This window comes from Aeromonas caviae (assembly GCF_000819785.1).
Classification (GTDB): Bacteria; Pseudomonadota; Gammaproteobacteria; order Enterobacterales; family Aeromonadaceae; genus Aeromonas; species Aeromonas caviae.
On the sequence record NZ_CDBK01000050.1, the window covers coordinates 1 to 13,153 of the forward strand.

Annotated in this window: 11 protein-coding genes; 3 read left to right on the forward strand and 8 right to left on the reverse strand. The window is 62.5% G+C overall.

The window, feature by feature from the left end:
• Positions 1-137: 137 nt before the first annotated feature.
• Entirely contained in the window at positions 138-902 is a 765-nt protein-coding gene (locus tag BN1120_RS08545) for a substrate-binding periplasmic protein (protein ID WP_042015628.1), read from the forward strand.
• A 101-nt stretch (positions 903-1,003) separates the two neighbouring features.
• On the opposite strand, the gene asnC is transcribed toward BN1120_RS08545, so the two are convergent.
• The gene (gene asnC / locus BN1120_RS08550) at positions 1,004-1,465 is read right to left on the reverse strand and encodes a transcriptional regulator AsnC (protein ID WP_041214272.1); all 462 of its coding nucleotides are present in this window, start codon (positions 1,463-1,465) and stop codon (positions 1,004-1,006) included.
• Positions 1,466-1,619: 154 nt separating this feature from the next.
• On the opposite strand from asnC, the gene asnA reads away from it, so the two are divergent.
• A complete protein-coding gene (asnA, locus tag BN1120_RS08555) occupies positions 1,620-2,612 on the forward strand; it encodes an aspartate--ammonia ligase (RefSeq protein ID WP_042015629.1) in 993 nt (330 codons plus the stop codon).
• Positions 2,613-2,840: 228 nt separating this feature from the next.
• On the opposite strand, the gene BN1120_RS08560 is transcribed toward asnA, so the two are convergent.
• The 4 genes from BN1120_RS08560 to rluD all read right to left on the reverse strand — a co-directional run bounded on the left by BN1120_RS08560 (position 2,841) and on the right by rluD (position 8,386).
• Positions 2,841-3,665 (reverse strand): MBL fold metallo-hydrolase, encoded by an 825-nt coding sequence (locus BN1120_RS08560; protein ID WP_042015630.1) that lies wholly within the window; start codon positions 3,663-3,665, stop codon positions 2,841-2,843.
• A 60-nt stretch (positions 3,666-3,725) separates the two neighbouring features.
• Entirely contained in the window at positions 3,726-6,299 is a 2,574-nt protein-coding gene (gene clpB, locus BN1120_RS08565) for an ATP-dependent chaperone ClpB (RefSeq protein ID WP_039039623.1), read from the reverse strand.
• 249 nt (positions 6,300-6,548) lie between these two features.
• Positions 6,549-7,286, reverse strand: a complete 738-nt coding sequence (pgeF, locus tag BN1120_RS08570) for a peptidoglycan editing factor PgeF (protein WP_042015631.1) — start codon at positions 7,284-7,286, stop codon at positions 6,549-6,551.
• 119 nt (positions 7,287-7,405) lie between these two features.
• Positions 7,406-8,386, reverse strand: coding sequence for a 23S rRNA pseudouridine(1911/1915/1917) synthase RluD (rluD, locus tag BN1120_RS08575; protein WP_010675991.1), 981 nt, complete (start codon positions 8,384-8,386; stop codon positions 7,406-7,408).
• Between the two features lie 116 nt (positions 8,387-8,502).
• Between rluD and BN1120_RS08580 the strand changes: the two genes are divergently transcribed.
• Positions 8,503-9,258, forward strand: coding sequence for an outer membrane protein assembly factor BamD (locus tag BN1120_RS08580; RefSeq protein WP_042015667.1), 756 nt, complete (start codon positions 8,503-8,505; stop codon positions 9,256-9,258).
• Positions 9,259-9,330: 72 nt separating this feature from the next.
• Here the strand turns inward: BN1120_RS08580 and BN1120_RS08585 are convergent, their stop codons facing one another.
• The 3 genes from BN1120_RS08585 to pntB form a co-directional block, all read right to left on the reverse strand.
• Positions 9,331-10,638, reverse strand: a complete 1,308-nt coding sequence (locus BN1120_RS08585) for an L-cysteine desulfidase family protein (RefSeq protein ID WP_042015668.1) — start codon at positions 10,636-10,638, stop codon at positions 9,331-9,333.
• 26 nt (positions 10,639-10,664) lie between these two features.
• A complete protein-coding gene (locus BN1120_RS08590; RefSeq protein ID WP_042015632.1) occupies positions 10,665-11,336 on the reverse strand; it encodes a helix-turn-helix transcriptional regulator in 672 nt (223 codons plus the stop codon).
• 328 nt (positions 11,337-11,664) lie between these two features.
• On the reverse strand, positions 11,665-13,149 hold the full coding sequence (gene pntB, locus BN1120_RS08595; protein ID WP_010675995.1) for a Re/Si-specific NAD(P)(+) transhydrogenase subunit beta: 1,485 nt from the start codon (positions 13,147-13,149) through the stop codon (positions 11,665-11,667).
• Between the last annotated feature and the right edge of the window lie 4 nt (positions 13,150-13,153).

Here is a 13,153-nt window from a genome sequence, read left to right on the forward strand (position 1 = left end):
CCCCCCTCCCACCGGCACCGTTCGTTTGTCCCCTCCCCATTTCAGGGTTTGCCATCCGTGGTCGTCTCTAGTTAGATAGGTGCCGGTCACAGTCCCTGCCGGATGCGACCCCGTCCCGAGTGCTCAGGAGATGTAACGTGCGACGCTTGCTCGTATTCTGCTTGCTGCTGCCCTGCTGGCTGTCAGCCAGGGAGCTGGTCATTGGTGGCATCCTGGAGCCCCCTCTCAAGTGGCTGGATGCACAGGGACACCCTCGCGGGCTGGACGTTGATCTCGTCACCGCCATCTTCGGCACGCTCCATACCCCCATCAGGATTGAACTCATCGATTCGGGAGCCAGGCTCACCCGCAATGCCGAAAGCGGCTTCTATGACCTGCTGCTGACCCACTCCTACAAACCGGAGCGGGAGGCCTATCTGCTCTACCCCAAACAGGCCCATATGCTCCATAGCTGGCACTTCTTCATACGCAAGGAGTCCGCGGGCCGGATCCACTATGACCATCTGACGGATCTCAAACCCTGGCGTATCGGTGTCACCCGGGACTTCTCCTATACCCCCGAGCTCGCGGCAGCCATGACAGACCCGAGCTATCACTTCCAGGAGATCCCCATCAACCAGCTGCAACTGCGCAAACTCATCGCCGGTCGCATCGACGTGGTGCCCATGTCCCTGGTCACCGCCTTCACCCAGATAAGAGAGGAGGGACTGGAAGGCAAGCTCGACTACCTGCCAAAACCCCTCAAGACCAGCCCCTACTTCAATGTCTGGACCCGTTCCCGGGCCAATGCCGACACCCCGGCCCTGATGGCCGCCTATGATGCCGAACTGCTGCACATGAAGCGGGACGGCCGGCTCAAAGCCCTCTACGACAAATACGGCATCCCCTATATCGAACCCTGATCCACCGTTCAGGGTGTCATCTCCCGCAGGGTCGAATTCTGCTGCGCGGACAGGGTCTATCACGGGAGAGGGGTCTCTACGCCCCCCTCAGACCACCCGACTCAAGGCTTCACATCCCGCAGGATCGGGTTTTGCAGCGAAATCAGCGTCTCGGTGGACTGGATCTCGTCGATGGTCTGGATCTTGTGGATCAGTACCGTCTGCAACTCGTCGATGGAGCGGGTCATCACCTTCATGAAGATGCTGTAGTGGCCCGTGGTGTAGTAGGCCTCCACCACCTCGTCCAGCGCCTGCAGTTTGGCGAGGGCCGACGGGTAATCCTTGGCGCTCTTGAGGTTGATCCCGATGAAGCAGCAGACGTCGTAGCCCAGCTTCTTGGGGTTCACCTGCACCCGCGTTCCCTCGATGATGCCCGCCTGCTTCATCTTCTCTACCCGCACGTGGATGGTGCCCGGGCTCACCAGCAGTTGTTTGGCCAGCTCGGCGTAAGGCAGGCGCGCATTCTCCATCAGGGCGGAGAGGATGGCCTGATCGAGATTATCGATCCGATAATTTTCTGACACTTTTTTGCGCTCCTTTTAATGATTCATCATTAATTGATGGCTTATTTTGAAGAAAAAAACACACAAAGCCTATTTCAATTATCGAATATTGAATTTAGTTGGCATTCTGTTGAAGAATCACCGCATTCAACGGATTCACGACAGGTAATTCAGCATGAAACAGCACTACATCCGCAGCCAACAGCAGATCAGCTTCGTCAAAGAGATGTTCTCCCGCCAACTCGCACTGCAACTCGGCCTGATGGAGGTACAAGCCCCCATTCTGAGCCGGGTCGGTGACGGTACCCAGGACAACCTCTCCGGCTGCGAGCATGCAGTGCAGGTCAAGGTGAAAACCCTGCCGGAGCACAGCTATGAGGTGGTCCACTCCCTGGCCAAGTGGAAGCGCCAGACTCTGGGTCGCTTCGGTTTCGGCCCGGGTGAAGGCATCTACACCCACATGAAGGCACTGCGTCCGGACGAGGATCGTCTCAGCCCCATTCACTCCGTCTACGTCGACCAGTGGGACTGGGAGAAGGTGATGCCGGGCGAGCGCCGGGATCTCGCCTATCTGCAGGAGACGGTGCGCGGCATCTGGGCCGCCATCAAGGCCACCGAGCGCGCGGTCTGTGCCGAGCATGAGCTGACCCCCTTCCTGCCAGCGGATATCCAGTTCCTGCACAGTGAAGAGCTGCTGACCCGCTACCCGGACCTCGATGCCAAGGGACGCGAGCGCGCCATCGCCAAAGAGCTGGGAGCGGTCTTCCTCATCGGTATCGGTGGCGCCCTCTCCCACGGCGAACGCCACGACGTGCGAGCCCCGGACTACGACGACTGGAGCAGCGAGAGCGAGCTGGGGCTGGCGGGTCTGAACGGTGACATCCTGGTGTGGAACCCGGTGCTGGAAGACAGCTTCGAGATCTCCTCCATGGGGATCCGGGTGGACGCAGAGGCCCTGCGCCGCCAGCTCGCCACCACGGGGGACGAGGATCGCCTGCAATGTGACTGGCACCAGGCGCTGCTGGCGGGCGAGATGCCCCAGACCATCGGTGGCGGCATCGGCCAATCCCGCCTCGCCATGCTGCTGCTGCAAAAAGAGCACATCGGTCAGGTCCAGGTCGGCGTCTGGCCATCTGAAATGAAGGCTGCCATCCCAGGCATGCTGTAACGAATTGATTTGATTGCCTCTGTCCTCCTATCGCGGCAACACGGCGGGGGACAGACGCGATAGCGAAGCTGGTCAGCCGGGGTGGAGAGCGTATCCCGACTGACTGTAAGGCGGGCATGGTCGCTGACTGTGCCTGCCGACCCTGGGGCTTGCCCCTGCGATCCGCTCAACCCACGTCAGATCGCATCGAATACATTCCTCCCGGCAATCTTCGGATTGCCGCTTTTTTTACGCCGAAAAACTGTGCTCAAAACCCGCCCCGATCTGGTGCTGGCGCGGCAGCCCCGCCTTTCTGCTGCCGGTGCAGTGGCAGGCAAACAACCGCTCCACCGCCTCTTCCTGCAGATAGGCTCCGAGCGCCACCGCCCGCTGCGGGCCGGAAAACTTCAGGTGCAGGCCGCCGATGACGGCGTGGATCCGCTCGTCGCCACACACCTCCTTGGCACACTCGATGATGTTCTCGACCCCGGCGTGACCGCAGCCGATAAAGACGATGAGCCCCTGCTCGCTCTTGTAGGCCAGCGCCGAGTCGTCGCTGATGAGGTCTTTCTCCACCCGCCCACCCCGCACTATGTAGCCGAGTAGCGAAGGCGCAGCCCGGTCGCGCCGCACAATGCTGCCGAGGAACACCAGACGATCCGAGAGCCACATCGGCTCGGACGAGCAGTGGGGAAGCAAGCCTCTGGCCGACAGCGACTCCCGATCCAGCGCCCCCGACAGGCGATAGAGGTTGCGCCGCCAGAAGGGCAGCGACAGGAAGTAGCCCCGCTCGCAGAACACGTCCGGACAGGCGATGAGCGGGATGGGTCTTGGATAAGCGGGCAGCGAGCCGACCCCGCCCACATGGTCGTAATGACCGTGAGAGAGCACCACATGGGTGAGAGAGGCGAGATCGATCCCCATCACGGCGGCGTTGTGGCACAGCGCCCGGCCACGGCCGCTGTCGAACAGCACCCTGAGGCCGTCACACTCCAGCAGCAGCGCCAACCCTCGCTCGGGCAGACAGCCAGGCAGATGAACGTCGTCATCCACCAAAACGGAAAACGTCAGCATCTCAATCCCTCAGAAAACAAAACGCAGGCACGAGGCCTGCGTTTTTCATCGACAATCCCATTACTGGGTCATGGTGAGGCCGTTGCTGTCGGCCCCCAGCCGCAGTGTCTTGCCCGGGATGACCCGACCGCTGAGCAGGGCCTGGGCCAGCGGGTTCTCCACCTTCTGCTGGATCGCCCGCTTGAGGGGGCGCGCCCCGTAGACGGGATCGAACCCGGCATGAACCAGCTTGGTCAGCAGCTCCTCGCTCACCTCCACCTCGAAGCCCTGGGACTCCAGACGGCTCATCAGGCTCTTGAGCTGGATGCGGGCGATGGACTTGATGTGCTCCTCACCGAGCGGGTGGAACACCACGGTCTCGTCGATCCGGTTGATGAACTCCGGCCGGAAGCTGCGGGTCAGCACCTCCATCAGCATGGCCTTCATCTCGTCGTAATCCTTCTCGGAGTGGTGCTCCTGAATGAGATCAGACCCGAGGTTGGAGGTCATGATGACGACCGTGTTGCGGAAGTCCACGGTACGCCCCTGACCGTCGGTCAGGCGGCCATCGTCCAGCACCTGCAACAGGATGTTGAACACGTCCGGGTGGGCCTTCTCCACCTCGTCCAGCAGGATCACCGAGTAGGGGCGACGGCGCACCGCCTCGGTGAGATACCCCCCTTCCTCGTAACCCACGTATCCCGGAGGCGCCCCCACCAAACGGGCCACGCTGTGTTTCTCCATGAACTCGGACATGTCGATCCGCACCATGGCGTCCTGGGTATCGAACAGGAACTCCGCCAGCGCCTTGCACAGCTCGGTCTTGCCCACCCCGGTCGGACCGAGGAACAGGAAAGAACCGATCGGCCGGTTCGGATCGGACAGCCCGGCACGAGAGCGGCGAATGGCGTTGGAGACGGCGTCCACCGCCTCTTCCTGGCCGATCACCCGGCTGTGCAGCTGATCCTCCATCCGCAGCAACTTCTCCCGTTCCCCTTCCAGCATGCGGGCCACCGGAATGCCGGTCCAGCGGGCCAGGACGTCAGCGATCTCCACGTCGGTGACCCGGTTGCGCAGCAGGCTGGTCTCCTGCATCTCGGCCTGGGTGGCGAGATCCAGCTGTTTCTCCAGTTCAGGGATGCGGCCGTACTGCAACTCGGACATGCGGCCCAAGTCCCCTGCGCGGCGCGCCACCTCGAGATCCTGACGGGCCTGCTCCAGCGCCGCCTTGATGTGCTGAGTACCGGCGAGGGCAGCCTTCTCGGCCTTCCACACCTCTTCCAGCTCGTTGTATTCCCGTTCTTTTTCCGTCAACTCCTGATTGAGCAGATCGAGGCGCTTGCGGCTGGCGTCATCGTCCTCCTTCATCAGCGCCTGCTGCTCCAGCTTGAGCTGGATGATGCGCCGCTCGAGCCGGTCCAGGGATTCCGGCTTGGAGTCGATCTGGAGCCGGATGCTGGCCGCCGCCTCGTCGATGAGGTCGATGGCCTTGTCAGGCAGCTGGCGATCCGCGATGTAGCGGTGGGAGAGCTGGGCCGCCGCGACGATGGCGGGGTCGGTGATCTGCACATGGTGGTGCAGCTCGTAGCGCTCCTTCAGGCCACGCAGGATGGCGATGGTGTCCTCCACCGAGGGCTCCTCCACCAGCACCTTCTGGAAACGGCGCTCCAGCGCGGCATCCTTCTCCACGTACTGCCTGTACTCATCGAGGGTGGTGGCCCCGACGCAGTGCAGCTCGCCGCGGGCCAGGGCGGGCTTGAGCATGTTGCCCGCATCCATGGCACCCTCGCCCTTGCCGGCACCGACCATGGTGTGCAGCTCGTCCACGAAGAGGATGACGCTGCCCTCCTCCTTGGCCAGATCGTTCAGAACCGCCTTGAGCCGCTCCTCGAACTCGCCGCGATACTTGGCTCCGGCCACCAGGGCCCCCATGTCGAGCGACAGCACCCGCTTGTTCTTGAGCCCTTCCGGCACTTCGCCATTGATGATGCGCTGGGCCAACCCCTCGACGATGGCGGTCTTGCCGACGCCGGGTGCGCCGATCAGCACCGGGTTGTTCTTGGTGCGGCGTTGCAGCACCTGGATGGTGCGGCGAATCTCGTCATCCCGGCCGATCACCGGGTCGAGCTTGCCGAGTTCGGCCCGCTCGGTGAGATCGATGGTGTACTTCTCCAGCGCCTGGCGATTCTCCTCGGCGTTGGCATCCTCCACCTTCTTGCCGCCACGGACCTTGTCGATGGCTGCCTCGAGTTTTTCCTTGGTCAGCCCCTGGGCACGCAGCAGCTCGCCCAGCGTCCCCTTTTCATCCAGGGCCGCCAGCACGAACAGCTCGGACGAGATGAACTGATCCTTGCGCTGCTGGGCCAGCTTGTCGCAGACGTTGAGCAGGCGGCCGAGGCCGTTGGAGAGCTGTACGTCCCCTTCCACCCCGCTGACGCGGGGCAGGCGATCCAGCTCCTCGCCGAGGCGCGAGCGCAGGGTATTGATGTCGAGCCCGGTCAAGGTGAGCAGCGGACGAATGGATCCGCCGTCCTGATTGAGCAAGGCGCTCATCAGATGGACGGGTTCGATGAATTGGTGGTCACGACCCAGTGCAAGAGACTGGGCATCGGAAATGGCAATCTGGAATTTGCTGGTCAGGCGATCGAGGCGCATTGCACTCCCCCTTCAAGACAGACGCCGCATGCGCGGCAACAACATCGCTTTCTGACAAGGAAGATGTGGTCTTGAAGGGCAATTTCAAGGGGTGGCTGTTTATTTTTTCCTCAATAGCGGTGACCGGGGGAAAACGACCTCGCAATGGCAGCCTGCACCCTGAGCCTGCTCGGCAGCAAGACATGGTCGCGGAGGGCCATCACCAGAGAGTGAGGAGGCGCTTGTGGCAACGCGCCAGCGCCTCTTCGGCTATTTTTCCAGCCACACAAGGGAGGCCATGCGACCCGTCTGCCCGTCGCGGCGATAGGAGTAGAAGCGCTCGCTGTCGTTGAAGGTGCAGTATTCGCCGCCATAGATGGCGGTGACGCCGGCGCGGGCGAGGCGCAGTCGGGCCAGCTGGTAGATATCCGCCAGCCATTTCCCTTCGTTGAGGGATGGCACGAATGCAGTCGCCGCCTCGGCCTGCTCCGCCATGAAGGCCTCACGCACCTCGCCACCCACTTCGAACGCGGCGGGACCGATGGCCGGGCCCAGCCAGGCCAGGATCTCGCCAGGCTCGCAGCCCATGGCGGCGATGCTTGCCTCCAATACGCCCCCCTGCAGTCCGCGCCAGCCGGCATGGGCCGCCGCCACTACGGTGCCTGCCCGATCGCAGAACAGCACCGGTAGGCAGTCGGCAGTCATCACGATGCAGGCCTGCCCCGCCTCATGAGCACAGGCGGCATCGGCATCCGGTGCGCGCTCATAACGGTCGCTCACCGGATGGACGGCGATGCCATGTACCTGGTTGAGCCAGTTGAGAGTGCCGGGGATCCCCGCCACCTGCTGCAGTCGGGCGCGGTTGGCCTCGACCCTGGCCGGTGCATCGCCCACATGGGCCCCGAGGTTCAGGCCGGCAAAAACCCCTTCGCTGATACCGCCGTCCCGGGTGGTCGAGAGAGCCCTGACATTGCCCGGCGCGGGCCAGTCGGGTGTGATCCAGTTCATCTGTGGCTCCTTTCGTTCATATGAAAACGGGGCCCCTTGGCTGCAACCAGTCAAGGGGCCCCGCATCAGATCATGGAGGGCAGGTTACGGCAGGAATCGTCGCAAGGCCGCCCTCGGGATCAGTTCCAGACCAGATCGTCCGGATTGGCCAGGGTATCCGCCCGCAGCACTTCCATCAGCGCCACCATGTCCTGCGGCGTGGGAGAGTGCCACTCCATCACTTCACCCGTGATGGGGTGCGCCAGCTTCAGCATGGTGGCGTGCAGCGCCTGACGGTGGAAACCGCGCAGGGCCTCGGTCAGTTCGGGGGTGGCGTTGCGCAGCAGACGCAGACGGCCACCGTAGGCGGGATCCCCCACCAGCGGATGCTTGATGTGGGCCATGTGGACACGGATCTGGTGGGTACGGCCGGTTTCCAGGCGCAACCGCAGACGGGTGTGACCACGGAACTTCTCGTGCACCCGGTAGTGGGTGACGGACTCGCGCCCGTTGGGCACTACGGCCATGTGGGTACGCTGGGTCGGGTGACGACCGATGGGGGCATCGACGGTGCCGCCGGCGGTCATGTGACCGATGGCAATCGCCTCGTACTCACGGGTGATCTGGCGTGCCTGCAGGGCTTCCACCAGGTGGGTCTGGGCGGGAATGGTCTTGGCCACCACCATCAACCCCGTGGTGTCTTTGTCCAGACGGTGCACGATACCGGCGCGGGGGACCTCGGCGATGCCGGGGTAGCGGTGCAGCAGGGCGTTGAGCACGGTGCCGTCCGGCGTACCGGCGCCCGGATGAACCACCAGGCCGGCCGGCTTGTCGATCACCAGGATGTGTTCATCTTCATAGACGATGTTCAGCTCGATGTTCTGGGCATCCCAGCGGGTGTCGTCTGCCAGTTCCACATTCACATGTACCTGCTGCCCGGCCACCACTTTCTCGCGCGGGGTATTGGCAACCTGACCGTCCAGGGTCACTCTGTCCTGTAAAATCCACTCCTTGATGCGGGTCCGGGAGTAGTCGGGAAACAATTCGGCCAGGGCCTGGTCGAGTCGTTGCCCGAATTGGTGATCCTGAAATTCGCCTGTCAGTTCAATATGCTGGCTCATGTATGGTCTCTTGAGCGGGGGTATCAATTCGAAATAATCCGGGTATTCTAGCTTTTCTTTTAGCCAAGCATAACGGATACTTTGCCAATTTCGTGGAAATGGACCGGATGTTGTTGATGGGAAAGAAGTCTCACCTGCTGTTGTCGCTCGCCTTGGTCGCTACCCTGATCACTGGCTGTTCCAGCACCAAACCCAAGGTTCCCGACGAACCGCCGGAAGTTCTGTACCAGAAAGCCCGCATCAAACTGGATACCGGCAACTACCTCAATGCCATCGAACTGCTGGAAGCGCTGGACTCTCGTTACCCGTTCGGTGCCTACTCCAACCAGGTTCAGCTCGATCTCATCTATGCCTACTACAAGCAGGATGATACCGCCCAGGCGATCGCCAACATCGACCGTTTTATCCGCCTGAACCCGGCGCACAAGAACATCGATTACGTCTTCTATATGCGCGGCCTGACCAACATGGCGGCGGATTACAACTTCTTCCAGGATTTCCTCGGCATCAATCGGGATGACAAGGACCCCTCCTACGCCCGTCAGGCCTTCCAGGACTTCAAGACCCTGCTGCAAAACTACCCCAACAGCAGCTATGCAGCCGATGCCCGTGCCCGCATGATCGGCCTGAAGAACCGTCTTGCCCGCTATGACCTGGGGGTAGCCGAGTACTACGTCAAGCGTGACGCCCTGATCGCCGCCGCCAACCGCGCCAAGCTGATCGTCGAGACCTATCCCGACACGGTGGAAACCGAGAAGGCGCTGGAGATCATGGTCAACGCCTATGACACCCTGAAGATGCCGACCCTGGCCCAGCATGCCCGAGAAGTGCTGGCCAAGAACTACCCGGACAACCGTCTCGGTCGCGGCTGAGTAGCGAACGGACAATGAAAAACCGGAGCCACTGGCTCCGGTTTTTTTATGGCCGACGGCGGCACTCCGGGGTCACTGGTCCTTACCCTGCTGCTTGGCCCGCATGATGTTGATGATCTCGATGTCGGTATCCAGCATCCCCTCCCTGGAGAGGCGACCCAGGTTGGCGATGGTCTGATCCACATCGTCCGAGACGATCCCCTCGCTCTGGGGCACGCGCAGGTTGTTGATGGCCATCAGCGAGGATTTCACCGCCGCCGAGGTGGAGGTGGAGACCTTCATGGAGCAGGCGCTGCCGGCGCCGTCGCAGATGATGCCGGAAACATCCCCAATCATGTTGTTGATGCAGTGGCTGATCTGCTCGAACTGGCCCCCCAGCAGCCAGGTGATGGCGGCCCCCGATCCCATGGCGGCGGTACTGGCGGCACACAGGGCGGAGAGCTTGTTCTGGTAGGCCTTGATGTAGATGGCCACCAGGTGGCTCATCACCAGGGCACGGGCCAGCTGCTCGTCATCGGCCTTGAGAAAGCGGGCGGCGGCGACCACCGGCATGGTGGCGGCAATGCCCTGGTTGCCGGAACCGGAATTGGACATGGCGGGCAGCATGGCGCCATCCATCCGCGCATCGGAGGCGGCAGACGACAGGCGCATGGCCAGGGTCATCAGATCGTCGGAGAGTAGCTTGCGCTCCACCTGATCGGTGAGGATCTTGCCGATGCGCAGGCCATAGCCCTGCAGCCCTTCGTCCGCCAGCGCCTGGTTCATGGTGGCCGCCTCGCGGATGAAGTCGATCTCGACCAGCGGCACCTCCAGGGCGAAGGCCACGATCTCCTTCAGGGTCATGGCGGGCTTGTCGGCCTTGGCGGGCTGGATCTGCACCCCGGGGGCGCTGTCCTGCACCATCAGCACCTCGCCATCCTTCTCCATCAGCACGATGCGGGTGTGGTCGGTACAGATCACCACCCGGGCGCTGTGCCCCTCCACTTCGGCCAGCACCTCGGCGTAGAGCACGTCGGGCACATCCTTCACATCCACCTCTATGGTGGGCAGCAGCCCCTTGGCCGCCTCGACCTGATCCGGCGTGAGGCTCTTGAGCACCTCCAGCCCGGCATCCGGGTTGCCACCGGTGATGCCGACGGCGGCGGCCACCGGCAGGCCGATCATGCCGGTGCCGGGCACCCCGACCCCCATGCCGTTCTTGAACAGATTGCCGCTGACCCAGACGCGGGTGCGGGTCGGTACCTGCCCCAGCAGCTTGCGGCAGTTGGCCGCCGCCAGGGCGACCGACATGGGCTCGGTGCAGCCGAGGGCCGGCACCACTTCACGCTTGAGCAGGGTAATAAAGTCGGTCCATTGTGCGTTCATTGCGATGTGTCTCATGTTCATGGCGCCCGCGTGCGGGCTCGTCATTGTTGTTCGGCCAGTTCCGCCTTGTGATTGCGGATATGCAGGTAAACGGTATGGCGGGAGATGCCGAGCAGCTCGGCCACCAGTTGGGCGGCATCCTTGATCTCGAAGATGCCCATGTCGTAAAGCCGGTGCACGATCGCCTTGTTGCGCACGCTGCTGCCCAGCCCGGGATCCCTGTCCACCTTGGTGATCACCTGCGCCACCAGATCATCCACCGAGCTGGCGAAGGTTTCGGTGCCGTGGGCAGGGGGCACTGCGGGCGGGGCAAAGGTGTCGAGCAGGCTGCCAAGGGGCGTGTCCAGACTGAAATTCACGCACAGCATACCGATGGGTTTGCCCTCGCGGTTGCTGATGGTGATGGACGAGGACTTCAGCAGGGAGCCCTCCCGGGTGCGGGAGAAATAACTGCTCCACTGACTGCCGGCGGCACTCTGCAACTTGTCGAGCGCGAAGTCGGTGACCGGCTCTCCCTCCTGGCGGCCGGTGATGTGGCCGTTGGCAATCTTGATGACGGAGGCATGCAGGCTGTCAAAGGCGTGCAGCACCACCTCGCAGCCCGGGCCAAACAGGGCGGACAGCGCCGCCACCGCAGGCTCGAAGCTGGCGATCAGATGGCGCTCTTCATCGGTCAGTGTGCTGGCGTCGCGCAAGGGGGCTACCTCGATCATGGGGTCATCCGGTCAACGTTGGGCAAGGATAATCAAAGCGGACTCAAATAAAATTGAGCAAAATCGCTTTTTGCGCGGGCATTATGCCCGACTGGTGTGACAACACCACAAAATGTGAGCAAAATCACGGAGAAAATGACAAAAAGGCCCCATAGGAGGCCTTTAAGGTGGTTTTTTTGGTGCTTTTGCTCAACTTTAATTGAGCCAGGACTCGTCAGTCAGTCCGGACAGGCAGGCACCACCGCCTGTCTGTTCCCTGCCACGGTCATCCACTCTGGTCATAAAAAAAGGGGGCCGAAGCCCCCTTTTTGTCTCATCCGGTCAACGCTTACAGCGCCTTCAGGATGGCCTCGACGCTGGCCTTGGCATCGCCAAACAGCATCTGGGTGTTCTCCTTGAAGAACAGCGGGTTCTGGACACCGGCGTAGCCAGTGTTCATGGAGCGCTTGAAGCCGATGACATTCTGCGCCTTCCACACTTCCAGCACCGGCATGCCGGCGATGGGGCTGCCCGGATCTTCCATGGCGGCCGGGTTGACGGTGTCGTTGGCACCGATCACCAGCACCACGTCGGTGTCGGCGAAGTCATCGTTGATCTCGTCCATTTCCAGCACGATGTCATAGGGGACTTTCGCTTCCGCCAGCAGCACGTTCATGTGACCAGGCAGACGACCGGCCACCGGGTGGATGCCGAAGCGCACCTTGACGCCGCGATCACGCAGCTTCTGGGTGATCTCGGCCACCGGGTACTGGGCCTGCGCCACCGCCATGCCGTAGCCCGGGGTGATGATGACGGAGCTGGCGTTCTTCAGCATGTCGGCCACGTCTTCGGCGTTGGTCTCGCGGTATTCGCCCAGCTCCTGCTCGGCGGTGGAGGCCACGCCGTCGGAGCCAAAGCCTCCTGCGATCACGGAGATGAAGGAGCGGTTCATCGCCTTGCACATGATGTAGGAGAGGATGGCACCGGAGGAACCCACCAGGGCACCGGTGACGATCAGCAGGTCATTGGAGAGCATGAAGCCCGCCGCCGCCGCCGCCCAACCGGAGTAGGAGTTCAGCATGGAGACCACCACCGGCATGTCCGCACCACCGATGGAGGCGACCAAGTGCCAGCCGAAGGCGAAGGCGATCAGGGTCATCACCAGCAGGGCGAAGGTGGAGCCACCGGCGTTGACGAAGTGGATCATCAGTGCGATGGAGACCACCACGGCCAGCAGGTTCAGCTTGTGGCGGTGCGGCAGCATCAGCGGCTTGGAAGAGATGAGGCCACGCAGCTTGCCGAACGCCACCACGGAACCGGTGAAGGTCACGGCACCGATGAAGACGCCCAGGAACACTTCCACCAGGTGGATGTTCAGCATGGCGCCGGAGAGGTGCTCGACCTGGGCGACGCTTGCCGCCTGCTCGAACGCCGCCCGGGCGGCTGCCAGGGTCGCATCCAGGTTGGAACCGACGGAGACCACCACTTCAGCGGGGGCGGAGGGGTGCAGATCGATGAAGCTGTTGAAGCCCACCAGCACCGCTGCCATGCCCACGAAGCTGTGCAGCACGGCCACCAGCTCGGGCATCTCGGTCATCTCGACCTTGAGGGCCAGCCGCACGCCGATGGCGCCACCGATGGCCATGGCCAGGATGATCCAGTGGACGCCACTGGTTTCCGGGTTGAAGACGGTGGCGAGCAGGGCGATGGCCATCCCCGCGATACCGAACAGGTTGCCATGCTTGGCCGTTTCTTGCTTCGACAGTCCCGCGAGACTGAGGATGAAGAGCACGGCGGCAACGATATAGGATGCTGTTACCAGTCCTTGAGACACGTTA